Source organism: Streptomyces sp. NPDC048650, assembly GCF_043199095.1.
Lineage (GTDB): Bacteria > Actinomycetota > Actinomycetes > Streptomycetales > Streptomycetaceae > Streptomyces.
On the sequence record NZ_JBICVM010000006.1, the window covers coordinates 174,548 to 199,346 of the forward strand.

A 24,799-nucleotide genomic window follows, 5' to 3' on the forward strand; every position below is an offset into this window, starting at 1 on the left:
GGCGCCGGCGCGGACCGATTGGCCCGTATGGCCCGTATGGCCCGTACCGGCGGGATCCTTGATGCTGGGTCTGGGCCGCGGTCCGGTGCTCGGGTCGGGGCCCATGGGATCCGTATCCCGGGGCATCCGTACCCGGGGCGGGCCCGGCCCGTAACGGAAGAGAACGGCCGGACAGCAAGTCCACCGGACGGCGGAACCACCGGGCACCCCGGACGGAGGAATCGCCGAACCGGGATGTCAGGGCCCTCGCGGGCCGTGGTCCGGCACAGTCGTGAAGCTGAGGAGAGATCTGTGAGCACCGAGAACGAGGGAGCCGACGTCCCGTCGGAGGCCACGCCGCCGCCGACCGGGCTGCAGGCGTCGGACAGCGTCCCCGCGTCCGCCTCCGGGGCTCAGACTCCGGATGCCCCGCCCGCGCCGGCCGCTCCCCCCGCGGCACCCCCGCCGCCGGGCTTCGCGCCCGCCGCGGCCGCGGGCGGGCCGGACGACACGTCCCGGTTCCCCCCGCCGCCGGGCGGGGCCGCGCCGGGCGGCAGCCCCTGGGAGCAGTCCCACGCCTCGGGCGGGCCGGGCTCCTCCCATCCCGACCAGACCGCCCAGATCCCCGCGTACCCGGCGGCCGGGCACGGCTCGTCCGGCGGTGGCTGGGGTGTGCACGGCGGCGGTGGCGGCGACCCCTGGGGCGCGCCGGGCGCCCCGCCCCCCAAGCGGCGTAACGGCGGGCTGATCGCTGCCGTCCTGGTGGCCGCGCTGGTCGCGGGCGGCATCGGCGGGGGCATCGGCTTCTGGGCCGCGGGCCAGAACGACACGGGCTCGACGACGGTCTCCGCGTCCGGCAGCCCCGAGGCGCTGAACCGCAAGCCCACCTCCGTCTCCGGGATAGCGCAGAAGGCGCTGCCCAGCGTGGTGACGATCGAGGCGCAGGGCGCCACCGGCGAGGGCGGCACGGGTACCGGCTTCATCTACGACAAGCAGGGCCACATCCTCACCAACAACCACGTCGTCTCCAGCGCGGCCGACGGCGGCAAGCTCACCGCGACGTTCTCCAACGGCAAGAAGTACGACGCCGAGGTCCTCGGCCGCGCCCAGGGTTACGACGTCGCCGTGGTCAAGCTCAAGCACCCCTCGGGCGCCCCGCTCAACCCGCTGCCGCTCGGCAAGTCCTCCCATGTGCAGGTCGGCGACGCCACCATCGCGATCGGCGCCCCGTTCGGCCTCTCCGGCACGGTCACCACCGGCATCATCAGCGCCAAGGACCGCCCCGTGGCCTCCAGCGACGGCGACGGCGCCAGCGCCTCGTACATGAGCGCCCTCCAGACGGACGCCTCGATAAACCCCGGTAACTCCGGTGGCCCCCTCATGGACGCCGGCGGCAACGTCATCGGCATCAACTCCGCCATCCAGTCCGCCGGCAGCGGGGGCGGCGGCATGGGCGGCGAGTCGCAGCAGTCCGGCAGCATCGGCCTGGGCTTCGCCATCCCCATCGACCAGGCCAGGCGAGTGGCCCAGGACCTGATCAGGACGGGCCGCCCGGTCTATCCGCAGATAGGCGTCCAGGTCGGCATGAAGGACACGGGCAACGGCGCCACCATCGCCCAGACCGGCAACAGCGGCTCCGAATCGGTGACCCCGAACGGCCCCGCCGACAAGGCGGGCCTGCGCCCCGGCGACACCATCACCAAGCTCGACAGCACCGTGGTCGACAGCGGCCCCACCCTGATCAGCGAAATCTGGCAGCACAAGCCCGGCGACCACGTCACCCTCACCTACCTGCGCGGCGGCAAGGAGCACACGGCCCAAGTCACCCTGGGCCAGCGCACGGGCGACAAGTGACGCGCTAGTCTGATCCCGCGACACCGCAGCGCGGCGTCGCGGGGAGGCTTGCCCGAGCGGCCTAAGGGAACAGTCTTGAAAACTGTCGTGGGGTAACCCCCCACCGTGGGTTCAAATCCCACAGCCTCCGCAGAGGTCAGCGACTTAGCTGGTCGGAAGGGGTGTCCCGCTTCGGCGGGGCACCCCTTCTGTAGTTCTTCCGGCCTCACCCCGGATCGCCTGCATCCCCGCGCTGACCAGGGCGTGCGGGCCGGCGGTGGGCCAGGATCTCGATGGTGGCCGGCGCCCTCACCTGCCCAGCTCCTGCTCGATCAAGGTGTTCGCTCGCGTCTGCGTTCCGTGCAGCACCTTGGCGTAGAAGCGGTAGCGCACGGCCACGCTGTGGCCGGCCCGTCGGGCGACCTCCACCGGGTCCGCCGTCCTGTGTCACCGAACCTTGAGCATTGCCAGCGAACCTTGATGATCATTAGGTTTGTGCCGCCGAAGTTTGAGTGGCACAACGTGCTGGGTCGTCAGGGGCGGCAGTGGGGGAGCTCGCGGGAGCGTATGCACACATACCGACCTTGTGGCGTTTGACCTGGGGTTCTTCGAAGGCGGCGGACAAGTTCGGCGGCCTCTCGCCTCTTGCTGGGGTGTCCGTTCGGAGCTGGTGGCGGCCGTGCGGCCGTTCCGCTGGGAATCCACGGGCCGCACGCAGCTGAACTGCGCGATGACCTATGACCTATGACCTATGACCTTTGACCAACCTGGCGCTTGAGGACTCACCGAGGCCACGGCCATGCACCGGCCGCACGCACAAGACCGCCGAGAGGATCCACTGATGAACCGTTCCAAGGCGAGCCGGAAGACGATCGCCAAGCAGGCCGCCGCGGTCGTGGCCTTCTGCGGATTCTTTGCACTGTCGCTGTGGCTCGGTGACGAGCTGTGGGATCTGGCCGTGTACTGGCCGGCGACCGGCATCGGATTCGGCGTCACGGTCGGTGTGCTGCTCCCGATCACGTTCACGGCCACCAAGCGCTCCTTCCACCGGGTCAAGTCGGCCGGGAGCGAGCCCTCGCCCCGATGGGTCGTGGCCGGCATCGTGTGCGCGGCCGTGGCCTTGGTGAGCGCGATGGCCGTCTCTCGCGCGATCCCCGGAAGGAGGAGCTCCTCGCACCCCTGCCTCAACGAGTGGCAGCCATGCTGGGTGAACCACCTCTATCCGGGCGCCTTCTTCGTGACACTCGGCAGCTTGGCCGCGACGGTGACGATCACGACCCGGCTGCCGAGCTGGAAGTCCACGCTGCGCGCCCGGTTTCGCCGGTAGCCGCCGAGGTCGGCGGAGTGGGGAGGGGATGTGTCTGGAACCTCCGGCAGATCGCGCGATCTTCCTTGCGAATGTCAAGATCTTCGACAGCGTCGGCCCCAAGAGGGTCTGGGAGTTTGAACTCGCCTACTACCGCTGCTACTCGCCCGAACCGGTGCCACTGGGCCGCGTGTGAAATAGAGGAGACGGCAAGGGTGTTGCGACAACCGTGCCCTGTCGGAAGCCTTCGTTCTGACGGGGGAGGCATCGTGCGGTGATCCCCGGGCGGGATCACGGCTTCACGGATCAAGGGGGTCTCGCTGATGGTCAGTGTGAGTAGGGAAACTGCGGAACAGTCAGAGCAGCGGCTACGCCGTGTGATCGGCCAGGCGGACCTCATCGTGCACGACGGCGTCTGGTGTTTTGAAGAGTCTCCGGCCGACGAGCCGCCGGCGCTCACCCGCGAGACGCTTGCGGTCGTTCGGGACCAGGAGAGTTGGAGCCGCCTGGTCCCGCTCACCCAGGAGCGCGACGACGTCGAACGCTTCGGAATCTTCTCCTTCCACTTCGCCGACCAGGTGGACAACAGCGGTTTCGTCGGCTGGCTGGCCACCCACCTCAAGGTTGAGCTGGGGACCGGCGTATTCGTTGTCTGCGGCAGCAACCGCGCCCGCGGCGGCATCTATGACTACTGGGGCTGTCCCATCGACTTGCTGGATCAGGCCATCGCGGTCGTGAGGGCGCTACCAGTCAGCTGACGCTGGGTGGCGTGCACGGCTACGAGCGGGTCCGACTGTGGTGGACCAAGAGCGGGCCGGCTCGGTGATGACGTCACTCGCCGTCGAGGCCCCGCGCCGGGGGCCCGACGGCGAGTGACGTCAGGCGGACCGGCTGACGTCGGGCGAAGTCGGTGGAGGCCGACAGCTCGGCCCATGCCGGCATGTCGCGCTCGAAGGCGTCGCGTCCGGCCTGGACGAGCTGAAGCGCGTCGGGGCCGAGCAGCAGGCGCGTCGGTGGCTGGTCGGCCGCCACGATGCGCAGCACCGCTGCTGCGGCCCGAGCGTTTCGAGGATGCCCTCCACCGCGAACTTGCTGCCGTGGGAGAAGCTGAGGCCCGGCATGGTGATCAGCCCGCCCGTCCCCCTTGGTTGACGCATCGTCGCGGTGGTCAAGCACCAAGTGCCTCGTCGACGCTGCGCGGCTCTGTGCGTGCCTGCTGGTTGAGCTTGTGGCGGGTGAGGGAGGATCGGCGGTAGACCTCCTTGCGGGCTCGCATGATGTTGCCCAGGAGCGCGTGTTCGGCGGTGACCCGCCAGGGGGTGAAGGACAGTGAGTCCATCCTCTCCAGGTTTTCCGGGTCGGAGATGTCCTGCTGCGGCAGCGTCAGCTTGGCCACGGTGACGGGCGGCGAGAGCTGCTCGGGCCACTCCACGGTGGTGTCCTCCACCGGCATCCGCTTCAGATCGGTGCAGAGCTGGACCTGGATGTCGAAGGCGTAGGGGCGCTCCTGCAGTTCGGCTTGCAGGGCCGGTCGGAACCCCCAACCCGGTAACCCCCACCCCGCCTACGGCCCCGCGCAGCCGCAGTACGGATCGCCGCAGTACGGATCTCCGCAGTACGAACCGTCGCAGCCCATACCGCCGCAGGCCGTACCGCCGCAGCCTCTCGCGCCCCAGCCCGCGGCGTCCTTCCACGTCCCTCCGCAGCCCGTGCCGCCGCAGCCGGGGCAGCCGCAGGGCCCGCCCCCGCAGGCACTCGCGGTCCCCGGTATGCGCCTGCTCGCCCGCTTCATCGACCAGCTGATCATCACGGTGATGCTGGTGGGCGCCGTCGTGCTGACCACGGCGTTCCTGCGCGACTTCAAGGACGCGGAAGTGCCGGCGGTGACCCTCATGCTCGCCTGGCTGCTCTTCGCCGGCCTCTTCTTCGAGCCGCTGACGACGGCGAAGGGCGGAACCCTCGGCAAGGCCATCTGCGGTCTGCGCGTCGTCCACCTCGAGACCGGCCGGAAGATCGGCTTCGGCACTGCCCTGGGGCGCTGGCTCGCGTACCTGGGCATGGGCATCGTGCCCGTCCTGGGGCTGATCAACGTCCTGTCCTGCCTCTGGACCGAGCCCTTCCGGCAGTGCCGGCACGACAAGGCGGCCAGGACCGTGGTCGTCAAGCGCCGGTGGCAGTGACGTCCGGGCCGCCGCGGCTCCCGGGCCTCTTGGCCCTCGACGCAGCCGGCCCTGGCGGGTTGCCCCTCGGTGGGCATGCAGCGCGGACAATGCAGCGCGGGCATGAGGCGCGGGCATGCAGCGCCTTCCGCAGTGCGCACGTGGCGCGGGGTGCGGGGGCTTACGGGTGGTACTTCTCCTCGACCGTCTCGCCGGCGCCGGACTTGGGGTTCATGGTGACGCGGACGGTCACGCTGCCGGTCTTCGCAGCCTTCTCCAGCTGGTCCACGGTGCACTTGGCGGTGCCGTAGCCGTCGTCGCCGATGGACACGCCGCCGTCGGGGTCATCGGAGCAGATCGAGGCCGCGCCGAGGACCTTCGTGGCGTTGGCGACGAAGAACGCCTGGTCCGTGCCGCCGCCCTGGGGCTTGACGATCAGCTTGCCGGGCGCGAGGTACTCCAGTGTGCCGACGAGCGTGCGGTGGTTACCCGCGTGGGCGACGCCGCCCCCGCCGGTGCCGGACTCGCTGCCGGTGCCGGCGGCGGACGACGACGTGGCGGACGTGCCGCCGTTCTGGCCCTGCGAGCCGGAGTCGCCCGAGGCGGAGCCGCCGCCCGTGGGCTGGGCCGAGGCCGAGGAGTGCTGCGAGTCGGATGCGGTCGAAGAGTCCGAGGAGTCGGCAGCGCCCGCCGCCCCGGAGTCCGGCCCGCAGGCCGTGACCCCCAGGCCCAGCGCCGCCGCGACGACGACGGCGGCGGCGATGCGGCGGCCGGCGCGGCCGCGGAAGCGGTTGGTGGTGGTGGCGGCGTTCATCGTGTACTCCCGTTGCTCTGTTCTCTCGTTTCGCTCCCGGACGACAATCAGCTTCGAAGATCATGCTGGCGTTCTACTAACGGACGGCTAATGCGATCCGGCCCCGTACCGAGTAGTGCGTTCAGCCCCCCACCGAGTAATGCGGTCCAGCCCCGTACCGAGCGCCCTGCCACCGACGGCGTCGTATCCGACATGGGTGTGAAGAGGCGGATATCCAAGGCCCTTGGATATCCAAGGCGGATACCCAGGGGTGATACCCAAGGGGTCCGGAGCGGACGAAGGGGCCGCGTCCGCCGGACAGTGGCGGGCGCGGCCCCTTCGGGCTCCGGGGGGGGGAGGCTTCAGGCGAGCGCCTGGTGCCCGATCAGTCGTCGTCGCCGTCGTTGTCGCCCTGGTCGTCGTGGTCGACGTGCTGGTTGAGGACCTTGCCGCCGGCCGCGTCGATGGTGACGTCGTGGCTCTTGTGGTCCTTGCCGAGGACGTCGACCTCCCAGACGGCGGAGCCGTTGCGGTCGTTGTCGTCGAGGCCGTAGGAGACGACGGTGCCGGGGACGGCCTTCAGGGCCTGGTCGGTGGCCTTGCCGTGGCCGATCTTGTCGGCCTTGACCAGCGCCTGGGTCTCGGCGGCGTCCTGGGCGTCGTCGTCGTCGCGGTCGGTGTGCTGGTTGAGGACCTTGCCGTTGCCGGCGTCGATGGTGACGTCGTGGTTCTTGTGGTCCTTGCCGAGGACGTCGACCTCCCAGATGAGGGAGCCGTTGCGGTCCGCGTTGTCGAGTTCGGCGGAGGTCGCGGTGCCGGGGACGGCCTTGAGGGCCTTGGCGGTGGCCTCGGACTGGCTGATCTTGTCGGCCTTGACCTGCGCGCGGTCCTTGGCGGTGTCGTCCAGGTGGCGCTCGTGCTGGGAGAGCTGGACCGAGGAGTGCGGGGCCGGGGCGTCGTCGTCCGCGAAGGCGGTCGCGGCACCCGTGCTGCCGATCAGTGCGACGGCGGCGGCCGTGGCGAGGACGACGGCGCGGGGGGTGAGCGTGCGCTTGGCGGTGGCCTTCATGGGGAACATTCCTTCGGATCGTGTCGCGGTTGCGTTCCGTCGGAGGGCCCTGTCGCGCCCTTCCGACATTCACCACAGTGCCGAAGGGAACCTGAAGACAGCCTGAAGTCCTGAAGCGCTCTTCAGGTTCCGGCCCCGGGACGGGCCAGGTTCCGGCCCCGGGACGGGCCGAGGCGGCGGCGTCCGGCCGGCCGGCTGCGGGTGCGGATCCGGCTGAGGGCTGCGGAGGTCAGGGCCTACGACCCGCACCCGCCGGACGCCCTCTGCCGCCTCACGACCGCGGCTCGCTCGACGAACGAGTCCGAGGTCGCAGCATGTGCCGAAGGGCAGGTGCCTGTCGTGAACAGGGGCGCGCGGCCGGTCGCGGCGGCCCGGAGGTGTCGTAGGCCCTGAAGCGCATCTCGCGGTGAAGCAGACCGCGACGCATCGGACAGGTGCCGAGCTCAGCGTGGGGTGATGGCGATGCCCTCGGGCTCGTGTCCGGTCGGCAGGGTGTCGCGGACCCGCGCGGCGAAGGGGTCGATGATCGAAACGGTGTCGGACTGCTCGTTGGTCACCCACACCCGTCGGCCGTCAGGGGTGACGGCGACACCCTGCGGCTGGACGCCGACGGGAACGTGGGCGACGACGCGGCGGGTGGGGATGTCGATGATCAGCAGGCAGTTATGGGCCGAATCGGCGACGTAAAGGTGTCTGCCGTCGGGGCTGACCGCGTTGCCAAGCGGCGCCCGGCCGCCGGGCAGGGTGGCCACCACCGTGTCGCTGCTGGTGTCGATGACCGACACGCTGCCGGAACCGGTGTTGGAGACGTACACCCGGTGGCCGGAGGGCGACGAGCTGATCCCGCTGGGGAAGTCTCCCACCCGGATGTCCCGGACCGCGTGCGACTGGGGGTCGAGCACGGTCACCGCGCCACCGCCGTTGTCGGTCACGTAGGCGCGTCCGTCCGGCACGGTGGCGATGCTGTGCGGCAGTCGCCCCACCGGCACGGTGGCGATCACGTGGCGGGCCCGGACGCTGATGACCGAGACCGTGTCCGAGCCGAAGTTGGCCACCAGCAGAAGGCGGCCGTCGCGGGACGGCACCGCCGCGAAGGGCCGGCGCTGGACCCGCACGGTGGCCGTGGCCAGCCGGTAGCCCGTGTTGATGAAGGAGACGGTGTCGGAACGGCTGTTGGCGACGTAGACCTCATCACCGTCCGGCGCCACTCCCACCCCGGTCGGGCCGTGGCCCACTTGGACGTCACCGACCCGACGATCCAGACGGGTGTCATAGGCCGAGACGGTGACCGAGCCGCTGTTGGCCACGTAGGCGCTGACACGCACGGGATAGCGGGCCGCGTGTCGGGACGCGGGGTTCGCCGGTGAGCCGGCCGCGATCAGTACGCAGGACAGCAGGGCGGTGGCCGAGCCCCGGCACAGGCGACGGCTGCGGCGCGAGGGTGGCGGTGTGCTCGGACGGCGTCGGCCCGGTGTCTCGCCGGGCGGGGCGCTGGCCAGGGGAAAAGGGTGCATGGCGCTCCTGGAGCAGTAGTGATCATTTCGGTTCCACAAGATCAGGGATCTTGGGATCGCGCGGCGCGCTACCGGCCAGCCAGCCCTCGCCCGTGCCCCGAGGGAGTGAACCGCTTCCCGGGGCGCAGCGGGCCTGCCGCCGTGGCGGCCGGCCCGCTGCGCCGGCGGAGTGGACTGCCCGCTCGTTGCCCGGCGCACGGTGTGTGCCACTGCCCGGTGCGCCGTCGCGGCGGGGCAGGCGCGTGGAATGCGGACGCGGGGGCCGGTGTTGTGCGGCTTGTGGGTGAGGTGTCGCGGGACGGTGTCTTCTCGGCGGCCGGGCGTGCGTCCGTCCGTGAGCGGCTGGCGGCCGAGCGTGCGGAGACGGGCGCGCAGATCGCGGCGCTGAGTCGGGACTTCGATCAGATCGTCGAGGCCAATGCCCTGGTGGCGGTCGATGACGAGCACGACCCCGAGGGGTCGAGCACCGCCTTCGAGCGGGCGCACATCGCCGCCCTGCTGGCGCAGGCGCACGGCCGTCTCGTCGATCTGGACCGGGCGTCGGAGCGGCTGGAGCGAGGCGATTACGGGCGGTGCGAGGGGTGCGGCGAGCGGATACCCGCGGAACGGCTGGAGGTGCGTCCGGCCGCCGGTATGTGCGTGCGCTGCGCCGCGGCCCGTCCCGACTGACCGGGGGCGGTCGCGCCGCCCGCCGTGGGTCCGCCACCTGGTCCACCGGTGCCGACACCCAGTACCGGGAGCCTGCCGGGCGGCCTGGGATCAGACCGTGATGGTCGTGAGGAGGTCGGCCAGCTCGCCGGGTTTCGACAGGAACGGGGAATGGCTGCTCGCCAGGTGGTGAACGGCTTTCGCGCGCGTCGCCATCCTTTCCTGCTGTGCCGGGGGAATCGTGCGGTCCTGGTCGCAGACGATGTAGCTGGACGGAATGGTGTGCCAGCCGCTCCGGGTGATGCGGTCCGTGGCGCAGCGGGCGCTGTGCGGGACCAATCGGGCCGCGGCGCGGGCGGATTCCGCCGGCGGGGCATCCGCGTAAAGGGTGGCCCGAGGGTTGGGGGTGGGCGGGACGAGGCCGTCCACCACGTCCAGGTCCGGCTCGGAGGCGTCACGGAAGGAGAGCAGGTTCTCGGACCTGTCGAGCTGATAGGCGGCCAGATAGACAAGGCGGGTGACCTGCGGGATTCCCGCGGTGGCTTCGGTCACCGGAATGCCGCCGTAGGAATGTGCCACGACGGCGACGGGGCCGCCGATGGCGCCGATCGCCGTCCGGACGGCTTCGGCGTCGTCGTGCAGGCCGGGGAGTGGGCCGGGCGGCGGGGGTGTCCGTAGCGCGCTGGGCAGATCGACCGTGCGCGAGGCCCGGCCTCGGGCGATGAGTTCGGCCTGCAGGTTCGCCCAGCACCAGGAGCCGTGCCAGGCACCGTGTACCAGCAGCAGCGTCGGGCGGGCGGTGGCGATCACGACGGACATCATCCTCCCGTTCGGCAGGTGTGCCGTCCTCCCGTTCGGCAGGCGCGCCGCGCAGGTGCCGGGGGGCGAACGGCGCCGTGATGGGGGTGAGCGGCGGGGACGAATTCCGGCGTCTGAGACCATTGGGGTGGCCGGGGCTGCGGAAGATTGCGGGGCGGAGCGGTGACGACGATGGTGCGGGCGGGGGCGCGCGATGCCAAACGGATCAGCCGGTTGGTGCGGAATTCGGGGGCCTATCAGGGGCCGTACGCCTCGATGGTGGACGGTTATCGGGTGGGGCCCGACTATCTGGCGGCCCACCGGGTGTTCATGGCGGTGGAGGGGGACGGGGAACGCGACGGCGACGGGGGCGGCGGGCGGCTGCTCGGGTTCTACTCGTTGATCGTGGAGCCGCCGGAACTGGATTTGATGTTCGTGGCGGACGATGTGCAGGGAGCCGGGATAGGGCGGCTTCTCGTCGAGCACATGCGGGGCGAGGCGCGGCGGGCGGGGATCACGCAGGTGCGGGTGGTGTCCCATCCGCCGGCCGAGGGCTTCTACCGGAGTGTGGGGGCCCTGAGAAGCGGAACGGAACGGGCCAGGCCGCCCGCGGTGATGTGGGATCGGCCGGAATTCGTGATCCCCGTGGGGAGCGCGCAGGAATGAGTTCGATGCGGACGTTCGAGGACCTGGTGGCCGAGGCCGATGCGGTGTCGGTCGAGGGCTGGGACTTTTCGTGGCTGGCGGGCCGGGCCACCGAGGAGCGGCCCTCGTGGGGATATCAGCGGGCGATGAGCGGGCGGCTGGCGGGGGTGTCGGCGGCGCTGGACGTGCAGACGGGCGGCGGGGAAGTGCTCGCCGCGGCCGAGAAGATGCCGTCGGCGATGGTCGCCACGGAATCCTGGCCGCCGAACGTCGCCAAGGCCACGGAGCTGCTGCATCCCCTCGGCGCCGTCGTGGTGGCGGATGCGGACGAGCCGCCGCTGCCGTTCGCCGACGCCGCCTTCGACCTGGTGACCAGCCGGCATCCGGTGACGGTGTGGTGGGAGGAGATCGCACGGGTGCTGCGGCCCGGTGGCAGGTACTTCTCCCAACAGGTCGGCCCGGCAAGCGTGTTCGAGCTGGTGGAGTACTTCCTGGGGCCGCAGCCCGAAGACGTGCGGCGCGCCCGCCATCCCGAGGACGCCCGCCGGGACGCGGAGGCGGCCGGTCTGGAGGTGGTCGATCTGCGTGCGGAGTCGCTGCGGGCGGAGTTCTTCGATATCGGGGCGGTCGTCTACTTCCTGCGGAAGGTGGTCTGGATGGTGCCCGGGTTCACCGTCGGGCAATACCGGGACCGGTTGCGGGAGTTGGACGGCGTGATCCGGCGGGAGGGCACGTTCGTGGCCCATACGACGCGGTTCCTGATCGAGGCGCGCAAGCCCGGCGGTCCGGCCTGAGCCCACGCGCCCGACCCCGGCGTCCCGGGGCCAGGGGGTGTCGTCGTTCCCCGGACCATCCGTACGGTCGGCCCGGCGGGAGGTCGACGCCACCGCCGGGCCGACGCCACCCGCCGGGCCGGCGATCTTCGCTGAGGGCTGTCCCGCGATCCCCGGCGGGACGGCCCCTCAGGCCGGCGCCACCAGCTTCTCGTGTTCCGCGCCCCACAGGTCCTCCGCCCCGTCCGGCAGCAGCAGGACGCGGTCGGGGCGCAGGGCCGTGACCGCGCCCGGGTCGTGGGTGACCATCACGATCGCGCCGGGATAGCCGTCGACCGCCGCCAGGACCTCGGCCCGGGAGGCCGGGTCGAGGTTGTTGGTGGGCTCGTCCAGAAGGAGGACGTTGGCACCGGAGTGGACGAGACCGGCCAGGGCGAGGCGGGTCTTCTCGCCGCCGGACAGGACGCGGGCGGGTTTGTCGGCGTCGTCGCCGGTGAAGAGGAACGAGCCCAGGACCTGGCGGGCCTCGCCGTCGGTGAGGTGCGGGGCGGCGGCCGCCAGGTTCTGCCGGACGGTGGCCGCCGGGTCGAGGGTGTCGTGCTCCTGGGCGAAGTAGCCGAGCCGTAGGCCGTGGCCGGCGACGACGCGTCCCGAGTCGGGGGTCTCCCGGCCCGCGAGGAGGCGCAGCAAGGTGGTCTTGCCGGCGCCGTTGAGGCCGAGGACGACCAGCCGGCTGCCGCGGTCGACGGCCAGGTCGACGCCGGTCAGCACCTGGTGGCTGCCGTACGCCTTGGTCAGGCTGATCGCGCCCAGGGGGGTGCGGCCGCACGGGGCGGGTTCCGGGAGCCGGATGCGGGCGGTCTTCTCGGTGCGCCGGGCCGGTTCGAGGCCGGCCAGCAGGCGATCCGCGCGGCGGGCCATGTTCTTCGCCGCGACGGCGGTCGAGACGTGTGAGCGCATCTTGTCGGCCTGGGTGCGCAGCGCGGCCGCCTTGCGCTCGGCGTTGGCACGCTCGCGGGTACGGCGGCGGTCGTCGGCGGCGCGCTGGGTGCGGTAGGCGCTCCAGGTGGTGTTGTGGACGTCGATCGTGGTGCGGAGCGGGTCCAGGTGGAAGACCCGGTTGACGATGCCCGCCAGGAAGTCGGTGTCGTGGCTGATGAGCACGAGGCCGCCCCGATGGCCCGTCAGGAAGGTGCGCAGCCAGCCGACGGAGTCGGCGTCCAGGTGGTTGGTGGGCTCGTCGAGCAGGAGCGTGTCGTGGTCGGCGGCCAGGATGCGGGCCAGTTCGACGCGTCGCCGCTGGCCGCCGGAGAGCGTGCCGACGGGCTGGTCCATGACCCGGGTGGGGAGCCCCACGCCGGCCGCGATCCGGGCCGCCTCGCCCTCGGCCGCGTATCCGCCGCGTGCCTGGAAGTCGGCCTCGGCGCGGGCGTAGGCGGCCATCGCCCTTTCCTGGGCGGTCGGCCCCGCGGCGTCGGCCATCGCGGTCTCGGCGGCCCGCAGCGCCCGTACGGCCCGGTCCAGGCCGCGGGCGGCGAGGATCCGGTCGGTGACGGTGGTGGCCGGGTCGGCCGTCCGGGAGTCCTGGGCGAGGTGGCCGAGGGAGCCGGTGCGGGTGAGGGCGCCGGCGGCCGGGCGGTCCCGGCCGGCGAGCGTGTGCAGCAGGGTGGTCTTGCCGGCGCCGTTGCGGCCGACGAGGCCGATGCGGTCGCCGGGGGCGACGTGGAAGGACAGGTTGGCGAGGAGAAGTCGGGCGCCGACGCGTACGTCGACACCGCGCGCGGTGATCATGAAGAGTGCTCCGGAAGGAAAGCTCACGGCAGAGGGACACACGGGTGGCGTCGAAGCCGGTGTCGGAGCTAGGAAATCCGGGGCGTAGACATGACGGCGAGGCTAGCGGGGCGCCCCCGCCGCTCGCATCCTGATTTTCGTCGTCGCAGGTGAGCGGTGCTTTTCGGGGAGGGGTGGGCCGCGCCGGGGCAGGGCGGGCGGCTTCGCTGTCACCGCCGTCGCGCCGAGGCGAGCGTCGTCCGCGCCTCCGCCTCGGTCAGTCCCGTACTGCAGGCGGCGTCGAGGAGTCGGGCGGCCAGTTCCGCGTCCAGGCCCGCTTCGTGGGCGCGGCAGGCGGCCCAGAAGAGGCGGGCGTTGCGCTGCCCTTCAGGAGAGCTGCGGACGAAGCGCACGAGTGCCGCGGCGGGCTGCGGTGGGACGGTGGGCGTGTCCTCGCCGTGTGCCGTGGGCCGGGCGGCGGTCCGGGTGGCGGGCCGGGCGGTGAGCAGGGCGAGCAGGGCGTGCGGGGCGGGTGCGGGCACGTGGGGTGCGCCGGGCGCGAGCACATAGCGGCCGCGAGCCGTGAGGGAGCCGGGTCCGACCAGATAGCCGCCGGCCCCGCGGATGTCGATGCCGGGGGCGAGCCGTCCCACGGAGTTGGGGACGGGCGGGGCGGGCGGGCCGGTGAGCCAGAGGTGGCGGCCGCCGCTGGGGGTGCGGACGGTGACCGTGGGCGGCAGCGGGAAGCGGTGCTGCTCGGCGAGGAGGCGGAGGGCGGTGAGGGCGTCGGCACCGTGCTTGGTGTCGAGGTCGATGCCGATGAGGTGGTGCGGCGGGAGGCCGCAGGCGATGCCGTACCCGGTGGCCCAGGGGGCGGCGGCGAACATCCGGCGGATGCCGAGCGGGTCGGTGGTCGCGTCGTGGACGCCGTGTCCGAGACGGCCGCAGGCGCCGCGGCAGGGCGGTGTCCCGGGATGGCCGCGGTGCGGTGAGCGGACGGCGGGGTGCTTGGTGCGGGTCAGCGGGATGACGGAGTAGCCGCGCTCGGCGGCGTGCAGGGCGTGGGCGAGCGCGGCGGCGTGGGCGTCCGGATACGGGCGGAACGGTGGGCGCCGGGAGTTCCGGAGTCCGGTGGGCGAGGGGTCGGTGGCGGTGCTTCGGGGCGTGCCCATGAGCCTATTTTCGTACGAGCGTTCGAAAAAAGAAAGAGGGAGGGGCGCGAAGCCCACGAAAGAGGCTGGTCGCGCGGGTTTAGGTGCAGAGGTGGGGGCGCTGGGGCGCGGAGATGGTTTATCCGATGTTCCTCATACTTGCGAGGGAATCAACCCTTGATGACGGGTTCGCCGGGGATTCGGTGGGCAATTCTGAGGTCGCGACGTCGAGGCACGCACCGAGCGGTTGGCCAACTGCACGGTGACAAAACGGAGTTGGCAAGTAACACCGACCACGTAGTTGTGTTCCGTAGGAGGAATAGACATGGCAAGTACCCGTACCGCCCGCGTCATCGCCGTTGCCGCCGCACTGCCCTTCGCGGCGGTTCTCTTCAGCGGTGTGGCGCAGGCCGACAACGGCGGCCTGGCGAACAACGGGTCGAGCGCGGCCGCGGTGAGTCAGACGGGGACCGGCGTCGCCGGCCACAACCACGGAAACTCGACCACCGGTCAGCAGGTCGCCAACGGCGCCGGCGCCTCCAACCAGAACAACACCGCGAGCGTGAACGGCTCCGGCTACACCGCCATCGACCAGGACAACGCGAGCGTCACCTTCGGTAACAACATCGGCTGACCCGGCCCGCCGCCATGGGGAGCGGCCGACCGGAAGGTGATGCGTCGAGGCGGTGCGGAGGGTACGGGCTGCGCCGGAGATCACTGCGCCGACCTTGACAGTGAGCGGGTTTCTGACGGACAGTCAGAAACCCGCTCACTCGTTCGTGCGTCCGGGTTCCCTGTGCACCGGGCCTACGGCCATCAGAAGGGGAGGCTGCCGCCGTGCACCTCGCCCCCACCGCGCGCCAGCAGCGGCTGCGCGCCGAACTCCGCAGCTATTTCCGGGACCTGCTCCCCGACGGTCCCGTCGAGGGCGCCGCCGACCAGCGCGCGGTGCTGCGCCGGATCGGCGCCGACGGCCTGTTGGGGCTGGGCTGGCCGGTCGCGTACGGCGGTCAAGGGCGCGGCCCCGACGAGCAGTTCGTCTTCTTCGACGAGGCGTACCGCGCGGGCGCACCGGTCTCGATGGTCACCCTCAACACCGTCGGGCCGACCCTGATGAAGTACGGCACCCGGCGCCAGAAGGACTTCTTCCTGCCGCGCATCCTCAGCGGCGAGATCGTCTTCGCGATCGGCTACACCGAGCCGGCGGCGGGCACCGACCTGGCGGCGCTGCGCACGCGGGCCGTGCGGGACGGCGAGGACTGGCTGATCGACGGCGGCAAGAGCTTCACCAGCAACGCCCATCAGGCCGACTGGATCTGGCTCGCCTGCCGCACCGACCCGGACGCCCCCAAGCACAAGGGCATCTCCCTCGTCCTGGTGCCGACCGACGCCCCCGGCTTCTCCTGGACGCCGATCGAGACGGTCGGCGGCCTGGTGACCACCGCCACGTACTACGACGGGGTACGCGTCCCGGCCGGCAACCTCGTCGGCGAGGAGAACGCCGGCTGGCGGCTGATCACCCATCAACTCAACCATGAACGGGTCGCGTTGGCCGCCATCGGCATGCAGGCCGAGGACGCCCTCGACGCGGCCCTGGCCCACGCCCGTACCCCCGCCCCGGGGACCGGGGAGCGTCCCGCGGACCGGCCGTGGGTAAGGGCCCGGATCGCCGAGGCGCACGCCCGGCTGGCCGCCACCCGGCTGCTGAACTGGCGGTTGGTGGGCGAGGTGGGCGCCGGGACGCTGAGCCCCGGCGACGCCAGCGGCGTCAAGTTCGCCGGGACGGAGAGCGCCGTCGAGGTCTACCGGCTGTGCCAGGAGGTGATCGGCGACGCCGCCCTGGTGCGGGCCGGTTCGCCGGGCGCCTTCGGGGACGGCGGGCTGGAGCGGATGAACCGTGCGGCGCAGATCAACACCTTCGGGGGCGGCGTGAGCGAGGTCCAGAGGGAAATCGTGGCGACGATGCGACTGGGAATGCGAAGGGGGCGGCGGTGAGCGACCTCGCTGCGCGGCTGAAGGCGTACGAGGGGCGGCCCACGGCCGTCGCCGGGCTCGGCAAGGACCCGGTCAACGAGCCGATGATCAGGCACTGGTGCGAGGCGGTGGGCGACGCCAACCCCGCCTACCGCGGTCCGGACGCCATCGCCCCGCCGACCATGCTCCAGGCGTGGACGATGGGCGGCCTCTCGGGGCACACCACCGGCCACTCACCGGCGTGGGACGAGCTGTCCGCGCTGCTGGACGGCGCCGGCTACACCTCGATCGTCGCCACCGACTGCGAGCAGGAGTATCTGCGCCCGCTGCGCCCCGGCGACCGGATCACCTTCGACGCGGTCATCGAGTCCGTGTCGGAGCGCAAGACGACGAAGCTGGGGACCGGGCACTTCGTCACGACGCGGATGGACATCCGGGTGGCGGGGGACCCGGAGCCGGTGGGGACGCACCGGTTCCGGATCCTCAAGTACGCGCCGGCCGCCGCCCGGAAGCCGGCGGCGCGCCGCCCGCGCCCCGTCGTCAACCGCGACAACGCCGGCTTCTGGGACGGCGTCGCGCGCCACCGGTTGCTGATCCAGCGGTGCCGGGGCTGCGGCACCCTCCGCCTGCCCTGGCTGCCCGGCTGCAACGCCTGCGCCTGCCGGGAGTGGGACACCGTCGAGGCGAGCGGCGAGGGCACTGTCCATTCGTACGTGGTGATGCACCATCCGCCCTTCCCGGCCTTCGACCCCCCGTACGCCGTGGCCCTGGTCGAGCTCGCCGAAGGGGTGCGGATGGTCAGCAACGTGGTCGGGGTGCCCTGCGACAAGGTGCGGATCGGGATGCCGGTGCGGCTCGAGTTCCTGAGGGTGGACGAGGAGTGGGAGCTGCCGGTGTTCCGCTGCGCGGACGGTTCCTTCACGGGGGAGGCGGGCTGAGATGGACTTCACGCCCACGGAGGAGCAGCAAGCCGCGAGCGCCCTGGCGGCGGAGATCTTCACCGATCTGTCCACGCCGGACCGGCTCGCCGCGCTGGGCACGGCCGCCGACGCCGAGCTGTGGAAGGCGCTGTGCGCGGCCGGGCTGCCGGGCGCGGCCGAGGAGACCGGACTGCTGGGCCTGGCGCTGCTGCTGGAGGAACAGGGGCGGACGACGGCCCAGGTGCCGTTCGCGGCGAGCTGTGTGTACGGCGTGCTGGCCGTCGCCCGGCACGGCACGGGCGAGCAGCGGGACCGGCTGCTGCCGGGGCTGCGCGCGGGTGCCCGAGTGGCGGCCGGCGCGCTTCCGGCCCAGGCGGGCGTACGGGCCGAGGCGGGCGTACGGGCCGAGGCGGGGCGGCTGACCGGAGTGGTCCCGGTGGTGCCGTGGCTGCGCGAGGCCACCGATGTCCTGGTGGCGGACGCCGGGCGGCGGCTGTGGCTCGTGCGCGGGGACGACCCCGGGGTGGGGCGGCAGTCGGTGGAGACGACCGCGCCCTGGTCGGCGGGGCGGCTCGACCTGGCGGGCGCGCGCGGTGAGCGGCTGGGCGGCCCCGGAGCGTACGCGGAGGTGCTCGCCACCGCCCGTACCGCCTTCGCCGCGCTCCAGGCCGGGGTCTGCGCGGGCTCGCTGGCGCGGGCGGTCTCCCACACCACCACCCGGGAGCAGTTCGGGCGCCCGCTCTCCACCAACCAGGGCGTCCTGCTGCGGGCCGCCGACGCCTACATGGACACCGAGGCGATCCGGGTCACCGCGTACGAGGCGGCCTGGCGCCGGGACGAAGGGCTGGACGCCGCCCCGCACGCGCTGACCGCCGCCTGGTGGGCCGCCGAGGCCGGGACCCGGGTGGTGCATGCCGGACAGCATCTGCACGGCGGCATCGGCGCCGACGTCGAGCACCCGGTGCACCGGCACTTCCTCTGGGGCCGGCAGCTGGGCGCGTACGCCGGCTCCGGTGCCGCGCTCCTGGAGGAGCTGGGGGACCTGCTGACCGAGCAGGGCCGGCCACCGGACGGGGACGGCCGGTCGAGCGACGAGGAGGGCCGATTGGCGCACGAGGAGAGCCGGCGGACGCACGGGGAGACCCGGCGGACGGACGAGGAGAGCCGGCGGACGCACGGGGAGACCCGGCGGACGGACGAGGAGGGCCGGGCATGAGGGCCGGTGACGAGCTGCCGCCGCTGGAGATCCGCATCACCCGCACCCTGATCGTCGCCGGAGCACTCGCCTCCCGCGACTTCCAGGACGTGCACCACGACGCCGAGCTCGCCAAGGAGAAGGGCTCGCCCGACATCTTCATGAACATCCTGACCACCAACGGCCTGGTCGGCCGGTACATCACCGACCACTTCGGCCCCACGGCCGTGCTCCGCAAGGTGGCCATCCGACTCGGCGCCCCCAACTACCCCGGAGACACGATGACGTTGACGGGAACGGTCGCCGAGGTCGAGGGCGATACCGCGCGGGTGCGCGTCATCGGCGCCAACACCCTCGGCAAGCACGTCACCGGCACGGTGACCGTCCGCGTTCCGGAGGGCGTCGCATGAGCGTCCGCCGCCGCGACTCGCTCTCCGGCCGGGCCGCCATCGCCGGCATCGGCGCCACCGAGTTCTCCAAGGACTCCGGTCGCAGCGAACTCACCCTCGCCGTCGAGGCCGTCCACGCCGCCCTCGACGACGCCGGACTCACTCCCGCGGACGTCGACGGCCTGGTCACCTTCACCATGGACACCAACCCCGAGATCACCGTCGCCCAGGCGGCCGGGATCGGTGAACTGTCCTTCTTCTCCCGGGTGCACTACGGCGGCGGCGCGGCCTGCGCCACGGTCCAGCAGGCCGCACTCGCGGTCGCCACCGGCGTCGCCGACGTCGTCGTCTGCTACCGGGCGTTCAACGAGCGCTCCGGCCGCCGCTTCGGCTCCGGCGTCCAGCAGCGCGAGCCGTCCGCCGAGGGCGCGGCACTCGGCTGGAACCTCCCGTACGGGCTGCTCACCCCCGCCTCCTGGGTCGCCATGGCCGCCCAGCGGTACCTCCACACCTACGGCCTGACCCCGGACGCCTTCGGCCCCGTCGCCGTCACCGACCGGCGCCATGCCGCCCGCAACCCGGCCGCGTACTTCTACGGCAAGCCCATCACCCTCGCCGACCATGCGGCCTCCCGGTGGATCGTGGAGCCCCTGCGGTTGCTGGACTGCTGCCAGGAGACGGACGGGGGGCAGGCGATCGTCGTGACCGCCCCGGAGCGCGCCCGCGACCTCCGCCGCCCGCCGGTGCTGGTGACGGCCGCGGCGCAGGGCGCCGGCCGGGCGCAGGAGCAGATGACCAGCTTCTACCGCGACGATCTGACGGGTCTGCCCGAAATGAACGTCGTGGCACGGCAGTTGTGGCGGAGTTCGGGGCTCACCCCCGCCGACATCGATGTCGCGGTCCTCTACGACCACTTCACGCCGTTCGTGCTGATGCAGCTGGAGGAGTTCGGTTTCTGCGCTCCCGGTGAGGCCGCCGACTTCGTGGCCGCCGACGCGCTGCCGCTCAACACCCACGGTGGCCAGCTCGGCGAGGCGTATCTGCACGGCATGAACGGCATCGCGGAGGCCGTGCGGCAGCTGCGCGGCACGTCCGTCAACCAGGTCCCGGGCGCGGAGCGGGTGCTGGTGACGGCGGGGACCGGGGTGCCGACGTCGGGGCTGGTTCTGGGGCGGGACGACTGACGGGCGGGGCGACTGACGGGCAGGGCGGCGGACGGGCGGGGCGACCGACCGGCAGGAGGGCCGACGGGCGGGATGCGGGACGGCTGGGCCGGCGGCGGCCTGCCACTTCATCCGGCGTGGGTGATCTTCGGCTCCCCGTCGGGCACATTCAGTGGCTCTTTGCAGCCCATCGCGAAGTGGGCGTGGCCGGCGAGGTGGGAGGCGAGGTAGGCGAGATCTTCGCGGCGTTGGGCGTTGCCTTCGGCTGCGGGGCCGGAAGCGTGCGCCTGGACGGTCAGGAAGGTGGTGCCGGGTTTGGCGGAGTGGGTCCTCGACGCGCTGTCGGGCAGGCTGCACGGGATGCGGATGGCGGCGTCCTGCTCGTAGGAGAGGGCCTTGTCGCCGGCGTAGAGACGAATGGGCGAACCGGCAGGTGTGGAACGCCCACGCGCATGCGTAGCCGCTGGTCGCCTCCACAGGGGCGACCCCACGCCGACCGACCCAGGCCCTAGGGGTACCGACCCGCCCGTCCGCCCTGAGGAGGTACCGCGCAGGCTGTCCGTACAACTTGAGGGGGATGGTTCTTCGGCACCTGGGGCCGATCCCCTGGCCCCGCGCCGCTTCTAGCGTGGAGTTCATGACCACGACAGTGTGCAAGGGCGCCTCGACCGCCGCTGTGTTCCCGACGTTCGCGTCCTACGTACGGGCCCGGGGGCCGGTCCTGCTGCGCGCTGCGCGGTCCCTGTCCGCCAATCCGAACGACGCCGAGGACCTGCTCCAGACCGCGCTCGCCAAGACCTTTGTGGCCTGGGAGCGCATCGAGGACCACCGCGCCCTGGACGGCTACGTCCGCCGCGCGCTGATCAACACCCGTACCTCGGAGTGGCGCAAGCGCAAGGTCGAGGAATTCGCCTGCGACGAACTCCCCGAGCCGGAGCCGTTCCCCGCACCCGATCCGGCCGAGCTCCAGGGTCTGCGGGACGCGATGTGGCGGGCGGTGATGCGGCTGCCTCCCCGCCAGCGGGCGATGGTCGTCCTGCGCTACTACGAGGACCTCAGCGAGGCCCAGACGGCCGAGGTCATGGAGGTCTCGATCGGCACGGTCAAGAGCGCCGTGTCCCGCGCTCTGGCCAAGCTCCGGGAGGACCCGGAACTCGCCATGATCGGGTAGGGCGGAAATCCGGTGTCGTCCCGGCCCGCCCCCGCTAGGTTGGCGCGATGTCCGAACTCCGCACCGAACGACTGCTCCTGCGCCACTGGCGGCCGTCCGACCACGCTCCCTGGGCAGTGATGAACGCCGACCCCGAGGTCCGCGCCCACTTCCCCCAGGTGCTCACCCGGGAGCAGAGCGAGGCGTCGGTGGCCCGCTTCCAGGCCGACCTCGACCGGCGGGGCTGGGGATGGTGGGCGGTCGAGGTGCTCGCGACCGGGGAGTTCATCGGCTTCACCGGGCTGGACCCGGTGGACGAGGAGATGCCGTTCACCGGAGTGGAGGCCGGCTGGCGACTGGCCCGCCGAGCCTGGGGCCACGGTTACGCCACCGAGGCCGCTCGCGCGGTGCTCTCCTTCGGCTTCCGGACCCTGCGCCTGCCGGAGATCCTCGCCGTCACCACCGTCAGCAACCTCCGCTCCCAGGCGGTGATGCGCCGCCTCGGCATGACCCACGACCCGGCCGACGACTTCGACGACCCGACCGTTCCGGCGGGCCCCCTGCGCCCCAGCGTGGTGTACCGCATCCCGGCCGAAGGGCACCGGCCCTGAGCCGGGCCCGCCGAGGGCAGGCCCCGGGCGGGGTCGGCCTCGTTCAGTGCCCGGAGGCGGCGTAGGCGACGAAGTCGGCCCAAGCGGCCGGGTCGAAGCGGAGCTGCGGGCCGAGGGGGTTTTTGGAGTCGCGGAGGCGGATGGTGGAGGGGGCGGTGGCGACCTCGACGCACTCGGGCCCGTTGCCGTGGTCGCTGTAGCTGCTCTTGATCCACGTCAGCTCGGAAGTGCTTCCGGCTGAAGGCTTGAGGGTCATGTCTCTCCCAGCACTTTCTCGATGAAGGCCAGTGACTCCCTGGGGGTGAGAGCCTGCGCCCGGACAATTCCGTACCGAAGCTCAAGGATCCGGAGCTGTTGCGGGTTGGAGATCACGCGGCTGGTGAACTGCCCTTCCGAGCGGCCCACGGCCGATCCGTCCCGGAACTTCAGGACTTCGATCTCACCGTGCATCCCCGCGTGGTCCTCGCGCTCTGTCGGCATCACCTGGATCTCGACGGTGCGCAACTGCCCTACTTGCAACAGACGTTCGAGCTGTCGGCGCAGCACCATTGTGCCTCCGATCGGCCGTCGGAGCGTCACCTCTTCCTGGACGAAGGTGAGAGCCGGGGCGGGTGACCGGTCGAAGATCGACCGACGTGCCAGCCGCGCCTCGGTGAGACGCTCGATGTGGTCCTGTGAGTAGGCGGGCCGCCGCATCTCGAAAAGTGCCCGTGTGTACTCCTCCGTCTGCAGCAGCCCGTGCAGGTTGTGACTGCCGTACCAGCCGACCTCGACCGCCTCCGCCTCCCACTTCGTCAGGTCCCGGACCTTCTTCGGGTACCGCGCCCGCTTCACGTCCTCCTTCATCGCGGCGATCTTGCCACCCGCGCCCAGGATGCCGTCCGCCTTGTCGAGGAATTCCGGGCGCGGGATCCGGGCGCCCCGCTCGATCTTGTAGATCAGGTTCGGCCCGTAGCCCATGGCCTCCCCGAACTCGGCGGGGCGCATCCCCGCCTCCTCCCGCCAGAGCTTGAGCTGGCGTCCGACGGCCTGGGCGACGGCCCTCGATTCGTCCTCCGGGCCGAAGTCCCAACTCGCCTCGTCCGCTTCGTCCATGCTCATCCGGCCGCACCTCCTTGGACCGCGGGTACGCCCTGGACATGCCGAGGACAGATAACGGTGAGTACCCGCTCCATCACTGTTCAGCGTAAGCGTGGGCGACCACGCTGAGTGACGTGAATCAGCACATTGCCGAGCGCAAGCTCCACTTCCACGTCCAGTTGTCCGCCACGCGCCGGGGTGCACGCCTCGCGCGGCTGCTGGCCACCGAGCAACTCCGCGCCTGGGGGCTGCCGTTCGAGGACCCGGTGCTGGTGGTGGCCGAACTGGCCGCGAACGCTGCCTCGCACGGACGCGTGGCGGGGCGGGACTTCCGGCTCGTGCTGTCCTGTGACGGGGACAGGCTCCGTATCGAGGTGACGGATCCGCGTGGCGATCGGCTGCCGGTGCAACACGGCGTGGGCGGAGGGGAGTCGGGGCGCGGGTTGGTGATCGTCGGTGCGTTCGCCGACCGGTGGGGGGTGTGGTGGGGCCCGGTGCCGTGCAAGACGGTCTGGGCGGAGTTCGCGACGGCGTCCTTGTGGGGTGGGTGAGCATCGCCGGTGGGGGTGGGGCGAGCCGTCAACCGAAGGCCGGGAAACGGGGCTTCGGCGCTCCGGATGTCGGCGCCGCGGGCCGTCACCACACCAAGAACCGCAGGTGAGAAACCCATCCCACCCAGCCAAACCCCGTCGGGGTCACTCGCGCGGGTGATCCGGTGCCCGTGAACTGGCTTTTGCGGAGTGTCTCGGTGCACTCTCGGCAGCAACGACCGCAGACATGCGACGGCCCCCGGCCGGGACGGACATCCCGAGACGAGGGCCTGACCACCGAGGAAGTAGGAGCTTCCCGATGGCTGAGAAGCAGCTTAACGCGCCCGCGCCCACGCAGTATGTGATTCGCCGGTCTTCCGGCGGGGTCCGCAAGGTGACCGAGTTCCAGGAGCCGGGCTACACCATCATCGGCAACCACCTCGCCCAGCACGGCGCGTTGTCGGCCACGGCGATCGGCATCGCGACGTACATCCAGTCGCTGCCGGAGGGCGCGCCGGTCGACATCCGTACGCTCGCCGGGAAGTTCGCGGAGGGACGGGTGCGGATCGCCGCCGCGTTACGGGAGCTGGAGGCGTACGGGTATCTCGAACGGGTCCGGCGGCGCACCGACGACGGGCGGATGGTCACGATCACGATCTCGTACAACAACCCCGCGGTGACGCGCGCCCGGCGGGAGCGGCGGGAGCGGCGGGAGCGGCGAGGCGTCGACCGGGTGGGGGCGGGGGCGGACGGGCGGTGCGGCACACCGCAGCCGGGCCCGGCCGCAGCCCCGGAGCCGGGCCCGTGCTCGGCTCCCACTCCCCGGCCGGCGAGCGTCCGGGCCCCGGCCGTTCCGCCGCAGTCGCCCGCACCCCGACCCGGCCCCGTGGGGCCCGGCGCCCCGCTGCCGCGGGCCCGCTCCCGCGAGCACCACGCGGCGGCCTGCGCCCTGCTCGCCACCCTGCGCCGCGACGACCCCCGCCTGCTGCTCGCCGTACGGGACGTCGACCGGCTCGCCCCGGCGGCGGCCGCCTGGTTGGAACGCGGGGCCACCCCGGACGCGGTACGCCGGATCCTCACCACCGGCCTCCCAGATCTCATGCGGCACCCCGCCGCCCTCCTCGCCCACCGCCTCGTCGCGCTCCTGCCGCCTCCCCTTCCGGCGGCGCAGGCAGCCGCCCCGGCCCCGCTCCCGCTCCGCACCTGCGACGGCTGCGACCGTGCCTTTCGCGCGCCGGAGCCGGGGCGCTGCCGTGACTGCCGGGGTGGGACGTCGGCAGCGGCGGCCGGCAGATGACGCCCTGAGCGGCCCTGCGGTGCGCTGTAGTGCCCTGTGGTGCCGTGACCGG

Annotated in this window: 29 protein-coding genes and 1 tRNA gene; 19 read left to right on the forward strand and 11 right to left on the reverse strand. The window is 72.2% G+C overall.

Features of this window, described 5'->3' with window-relative positions; all coding sequences use genetic code 11:
- Positions 1 to 291 precede the first annotated feature (291 nt).
- From ACGFML_RS18695 to ACGFML_RS18715, 5 genes are all read left to right on the forward strand, one after another.
- Complete coding sequence (locus ACGFML_RS18695) at positions 292 to 1,833, forward strand: S1C family serine protease (RefSeq protein ID WP_393544964.1); 1,542 nt, start codon at positions 292 to 294, stop codon at positions 1,831 to 1,833.
- A 42-nt stretch (positions 1,834 to 1,875) separates the two neighbouring features.
- Positions 1,876 to 1,963 (forward strand) — tRNA-Ser (locus ACGFML_RS18700).
- Positions 1,964 to 2,653: 690 nt separating this feature from the next.
- On the forward strand, positions 2,654 to 3,139 hold the full coding sequence (locus ACGFML_RS18705; RefSeq protein ID WP_393544966.1) for a hypothetical protein: 486 nt from the start codon (positions 2,654 to 2,656) through the stop codon (positions 3,137 to 3,139).
- 28 nt (positions 3,140 to 3,167) lie between these two features.
- Positions 3,168 to 3,314: a hypothetical protein gene (locus ACGFML_RS18710; protein ID WP_393544968.1), complete on the forward strand. Its 147-nt coding sequence runs from the start codon at positions 3,168 to 3,170 to the stop codon at positions 3,312 to 3,314.
- 127 nt (positions 3,315 to 3,441) lie between these two features.
- Positions 3,442 to 3,876 carry a DUF6196 family protein gene (locus tag ACGFML_RS18715; protein WP_393544970.1) on the forward strand — a complete coding sequence of 145 codons (435 nt, stop codon included), beginning with the start codon at positions 3,442 to 3,444 and terminating at the stop codon, positions 3,874 to 3,876.
- A 73-nt stretch (positions 3,877 to 3,949) separates the two neighbouring features.
- Here the strand turns inward: ACGFML_RS18715 and ACGFML_RS18720 are convergent, their stop codons facing one another.
- The gene (locus tag ACGFML_RS18720) at positions 3,950 to 4,162 is read right to left on the reverse strand and encodes a hypothetical protein (protein WP_393544972.1); all 213 of its coding nucleotides are present in this window, start codon (positions 4,160 to 4,162) and stop codon (positions 3,950 to 3,952) included.
- A gap of 124 nt (positions 4,163 to 4,286) precedes the next feature.
- Complete coding sequence (locus ACGFML_RS18725; protein ID WP_393544974.1) at positions 4,287 to 4,565, reverse strand: hypothetical protein; 279 nt, start codon at positions 4,563 to 4,565, stop codon at positions 4,287 to 4,289.
- A 262-nt stretch (positions 4,566 to 4,827) separates the two neighbouring features.
- Between ACGFML_RS18725 and ACGFML_RS18730 the strand changes: the two genes are divergently transcribed.
- Complete coding sequence (locus ACGFML_RS18730) at positions 4,828 to 5,298, forward strand: RDD family protein (protein WP_393544976.1); 471 nt, start codon at positions 4,828 to 4,830, stop codon at positions 5,296 to 5,298.
- 160 nt (positions 5,299 to 5,458) lie between these two features.
- Here ACGFML_RS18730 and ACGFML_RS18735 read toward each other — a convergent pair whose 3' ends face one another.
- From ACGFML_RS18735 to ACGFML_RS18745, 3 genes are all read right to left on the reverse strand, one after another.
- A complete protein-coding gene (locus ACGFML_RS18735; protein WP_393544978.1) occupies positions 5,459 to 6,091 on the reverse strand; it encodes a hypothetical protein in 633 nt (210 codons plus the stop codon).
- A gap of 364 nt (positions 6,092 to 6,455) precedes the next feature.
- Entirely contained in the window at positions 6,456 to 7,139 is a 684-nt protein-coding gene (locus tag ACGFML_RS18740) for a PepSY domain-containing protein (protein WP_393544980.1), read from the reverse strand.
- Positions 7,140 to 7,582: 443 nt separating this feature from the next.
- Positions 7,583 to 8,653: a beta-propeller fold lactonase family protein gene (locus tag ACGFML_RS18745; RefSeq protein ID WP_393544982.1), complete on the reverse strand. Its 1,071-nt coding sequence runs from the start codon at positions 8,651 to 8,653 to the stop codon at positions 7,583 to 7,585.
- A 288-nt stretch (positions 8,654 to 8,941) separates the two neighbouring features.
- Here ACGFML_RS18745 and ACGFML_RS18750 point away from each other — a divergent pair, with 288 nt between their 5' ends.
- Complete coding sequence (locus ACGFML_RS18750; RefSeq protein ID WP_393545583.1) at positions 8,942 to 9,322, forward strand: TraR/DksA family transcriptional regulator; 381 nt, start codon at positions 8,942 to 8,944, stop codon at positions 9,320 to 9,322.
- Between the two features lie 90 nt (positions 9,323 to 9,412).
- On the opposite strand, the gene ACGFML_RS18755 is transcribed toward ACGFML_RS18750, so the two are convergent.
- The gene (locus tag ACGFML_RS18755) at positions 9,413 to 10,111 is read right to left on the reverse strand and encodes an alpha/beta fold hydrolase (protein WP_393544984.1); all 699 of its coding nucleotides are present in this window, start codon (positions 10,109 to 10,111) and stop codon (positions 9,413 to 9,415) included.
- A 180-nt stretch (positions 10,112 to 10,291) separates the two neighbouring features.
- On the opposite strand from ACGFML_RS18755, the gene ACGFML_RS18760 reads away from it, so the two are divergent.
- On the forward strand, positions 10,292 to 10,765 hold the full coding sequence (locus ACGFML_RS18760; RefSeq protein ID WP_393545585.1) for a GNAT family N-acetyltransferase: 474 nt from the start codon (positions 10,292 to 10,294) through the stop codon (positions 10,763 to 10,765).
- On the forward strand, positions 10,762 to 11,538 hold the full coding sequence (locus ACGFML_RS18765; RefSeq protein ID WP_393544986.1) for a class I SAM-dependent methyltransferase: 777 nt from the start codon (positions 10,762 to 10,764) through the stop codon (positions 11,536 to 11,538). Before ACGFML_RS18760 ends, ACGFML_RS18765 begins: the two co-directional genes overlap by 4 nt.
- 168 nt (positions 11,539 to 11,706) lie before the next feature.
- On the opposite strand, the gene ACGFML_RS18770 is transcribed toward ACGFML_RS18765, so the two are convergent.
- Both ACGFML_RS18770 and ACGFML_RS18775 read right to left on the reverse strand, forming a co-directional pair.
- Positions 11,707 to 13,308 carry an ABC-F family ATP-binding cassette domain-containing protein gene (locus ACGFML_RS18770; protein WP_393544988.1) on the reverse strand — a complete coding sequence of 534 codons (1,602 nt, stop codon included), beginning with the start codon at positions 13,306 to 13,308 and terminating at the stop codon, positions 11,707 to 11,709.
- A 209-nt stretch (positions 13,309 to 13,517) separates the two neighbouring features.
- Positions 13,518 to 14,459, reverse strand: coding sequence for a bifunctional DNA primase/polymerase (locus ACGFML_RS18775; RefSeq protein WP_393544990.1), 942 nt, complete (start codon positions 14,457 to 14,459; stop codon positions 13,518 to 13,520).
- A gap of 304 nt (positions 14,460 to 14,763) precedes the next feature.
- Between ACGFML_RS18775 and ACGFML_RS18780 the strand changes: the two genes are divergently transcribed.
- The 6 genes from ACGFML_RS18780 (at position 14,764) to ACGFML_RS18805 (ending at position 20,100) form a co-directional block, all read left to right on the forward strand.
- Positions 14,764 to 15,072 carry a hypothetical protein gene (locus ACGFML_RS18780; RefSeq protein WP_393544992.1) on the forward strand — a complete coding sequence of 103 codons (309 nt, stop codon included), beginning with the start codon at positions 14,764 to 14,766 and terminating at the stop codon, positions 15,070 to 15,072.
- 203 nt (positions 15,073 to 15,275) lie between these two features.
- Positions 15,276 to 16,433, forward strand: coding sequence for an acyl-CoA dehydrogenase family protein (locus ACGFML_RS18785; RefSeq protein WP_393544994.1), 1,158 nt, complete (start codon positions 15,276 to 15,278; stop codon positions 16,431 to 16,433).
- The gene (locus ACGFML_RS18790; protein WP_393544996.1) at positions 16,430 to 17,350 is read left to right on the forward strand and encodes a bifunctional MaoC family dehydratase N-terminal/OB-fold nucleic acid binding domain-containing protein; all 921 of its coding nucleotides are present in this window, start codon (positions 16,430 to 16,432) and stop codon (positions 17,348 to 17,350) included. The genes ACGFML_RS18785 and ACGFML_RS18790 overlap by 4 nt, the downstream gene beginning before the upstream one ends.
- A 1-nt stretch (position 17,351) precedes the next feature.
- Positions 17,352 to 18,548: an acyl-CoA dehydrogenase family protein gene (locus ACGFML_RS18795; RefSeq protein WP_393544998.1), complete on the forward strand. Its 1,197-nt coding sequence runs from the start codon at positions 17,352 to 17,354 to the stop codon at positions 18,546 to 18,548.
- Positions 18,545 to 18,937 (forward strand): MaoC family dehydratase, encoded by a 393-nt coding sequence (locus ACGFML_RS18800; protein WP_393544999.1) that lies wholly within the window; start codon positions 18,545 to 18,547, stop codon positions 18,935 to 18,937. The genes ACGFML_RS18795 and ACGFML_RS18800 overlap by 4 nt, the downstream gene beginning before the upstream one ends.
- Complete coding sequence (locus ACGFML_RS18805) at positions 18,934 to 20,100, forward strand: lipid-transfer protein (RefSeq protein WP_393545001.1); 1,167 nt, start codon at positions 18,934 to 18,936, stop codon at positions 20,098 to 20,100. Before ACGFML_RS18800 ends, ACGFML_RS18805 begins: the two co-directional genes overlap by 4 nt.
- Before the next feature lie 107 nt (positions 20,101 to 20,207).
- On the opposite strand, the gene ACGFML_RS18810 is transcribed toward ACGFML_RS18805, so the two are convergent.
- Positions 20,208 to 20,570 carry a hypothetical protein gene (locus tag ACGFML_RS18810; RefSeq protein WP_393545003.1) on the reverse strand — a complete coding sequence of 121 codons (363 nt, stop codon included), beginning with the start codon at positions 20,568 to 20,570 and terminating at the stop codon, positions 20,208 to 20,210.
- Positions 20,571 to 20,716: 146 nt separating this feature from the next.
- Here ACGFML_RS18810 and ACGFML_RS18815 point away from each other — a divergent pair, with 146 nt between their 5' ends.
- Together ACGFML_RS18815 and ACGFML_RS18820 are read left to right on the forward strand one after the other, a co-directional pair.
- A complete protein-coding gene (locus ACGFML_RS18815; RefSeq protein WP_393545005.1) occupies positions 20,717 to 21,250 on the forward strand; it encodes a SigE family RNA polymerase sigma factor in 534 nt (177 codons plus the stop codon).
- A 47-nt stretch (positions 21,251 to 21,297) separates the two neighbouring features.
- Positions 21,298 to 21,840, forward strand: coding sequence for a GNAT family N-acetyltransferase (locus ACGFML_RS18820; protein ID WP_393545007.1), 543 nt, complete (start codon positions 21,298 to 21,300; stop codon positions 21,838 to 21,840).
- Positions 21,841 to 21,883: 43 nt separating this feature from the next.
- Here ACGFML_RS18820 and ACGFML_RS18825 read toward each other — a convergent pair whose 3' ends face one another.
- Together ACGFML_RS18825 and ACGFML_RS18830 are read right to left on the reverse strand one after the other, a co-directional pair.
- The gene (locus tag ACGFML_RS18825; RefSeq protein ID WP_393545009.1) at positions 21,884 to 22,096 is read right to left on the reverse strand and encodes a DUF397 domain-containing protein; all 213 of its coding nucleotides are present in this window, start codon (positions 22,094 to 22,096) and stop codon (positions 21,884 to 21,886) included.
- Positions 22,093 to 22,941 carry a helix-turn-helix transcriptional regulator gene (locus tag ACGFML_RS18830; protein WP_393545011.1) on the reverse strand — a complete coding sequence of 283 codons (849 nt, stop codon included), beginning with the start codon at positions 22,939 to 22,941 and terminating at the stop codon, positions 22,093 to 22,095. Before ACGFML_RS18830 ends, ACGFML_RS18825 begins: the two co-directional genes overlap by 4 nt.
- A 113-nt stretch (positions 22,942 to 23,054) precedes the next feature.
- Here ACGFML_RS18830 and ACGFML_RS18835 point away from each other — a divergent pair, with 113 nt between their 5' ends.
- Positions 23,055 to 23,471, forward strand: a complete 417-nt coding sequence (locus ACGFML_RS18835) for an ATP-binding protein (protein ID WP_393545013.1) — start codon at positions 23,055 to 23,057, stop codon at positions 23,469 to 23,471.
- Between the two features lie 298 nt (positions 23,472 to 23,769).
- Positions 23,770 to 24,747 carry a helix-turn-helix domain-containing protein gene (locus ACGFML_RS18840; RefSeq protein WP_393545015.1) on the forward strand — a complete coding sequence of 326 codons (978 nt, stop codon included), beginning with the start codon at positions 23,770 to 23,772 and terminating at the stop codon, positions 24,745 to 24,747.
- Positions 24,748 to 24,799: the final 52 nt, after the last annotated feature.